1 pseudogene is annotated in these 929 nt (G+C 71.9%); it reads right to left on the bottom strand.

Going from position 1 to position 929, the window contains the following annotated elements:
- Window positions 1-767, bottom strand: a pseudogene (gene pkaE / locus EHS43_RS45215) (serine/threonine protein kinase PkaE); the annotation flags it as partial.
- Window positions 768-929 lie beyond the last annotated feature (162 nt).

The following is a 929-nucleotide window of genomic DNA, read 5'->3' as shown; positions in this document are numbered from 1 at the left end:
GGCAGGAGCAGCGCCAGGTCCTCGTAGACGTCCTGTGCGGAGGCCGGGCGGTGCTGGGGGTCCTTGGCGAGGAGCCGCAGGACGAGCGCTTCGAGGGCCTCGGGGACTTCGGGGCGGCTGCGGCGCACGGGCAGGGGCGGTTCGTACAGGTGCCGGTGCAGCACGCCGAGTGCCGTGGAGCCTGCGAACGGGACGTCTCCGCTGAGGAGTTCGTGCAGCAGGACGCCGAGTGCGTACAGGTCGGTGTACGGGCCGACCGCACCGCCCATGGCCTGCTCGGGAGCCATGTAGGCGGGCGAGCCGATCGGTGAACCGGTGTGGGTGAGGCGGGTGGTGTCGGTGTCCATGACGGAGGCGACACCGAGGTCGAGGACGGTGACCGTGCCGTCCTGCTTCACCATCACGTTGCGTGGCTTGAGGTCGCGGTGGACGATCGGCACCGCGTGCACGGCGCTCAGTACGGCGCACAGTTGCGCGGCGACCGCGACGGCCCACTGCCAGGGGTACGGGTCGTGCTCGGCGAGGTGGTCGGAGAGGTCCGCGCCGTCGACGTACTGCATGACGAGGAACAGCTCCTCGCCCTCGCTGCCCGCGTCGTGCACGGTGACGAGCCCGGGGTGGTCGACCTGTGCGGTCACCCGGCACTCGCGCACGAAGCGGCGGCGCAGCTCGTCGGCCTCCTGGCCTGCCACCTTGTCGGGGCGCAGCAGCTTCACCGCCACGCGCCGGTCGAGGCGCCGGTCGTAGGCCGTCCACACCTGGCCCATGCCGCCCTGGCCGATGAGCGTGGACAGTTCGTAGCGGTCGGCGACGACGCGTCCTGCCGCCACGGTCACCTGCCGTCCTCGGTGTTGCCGTCGTGCTTGCGCAGGTAGTCGCTGAGCTCGTCGAGTTCGGCGCGCACCTGGTCGATCCGGGCGGGCGCGGGG

This window comes from Streptomyces sp. RP5T (assembly GCF_003933965.1).
Taxonomy (GTDB): domain Bacteria; phylum Actinomycetota; class Actinomycetes; order Streptomycetales; family Streptomycetaceae; genus Streptomyces.
Note: the sequence above shows the minus strand (reverse complement) of the source record. Positions and strands in the feature narration are given on the sequence as shown.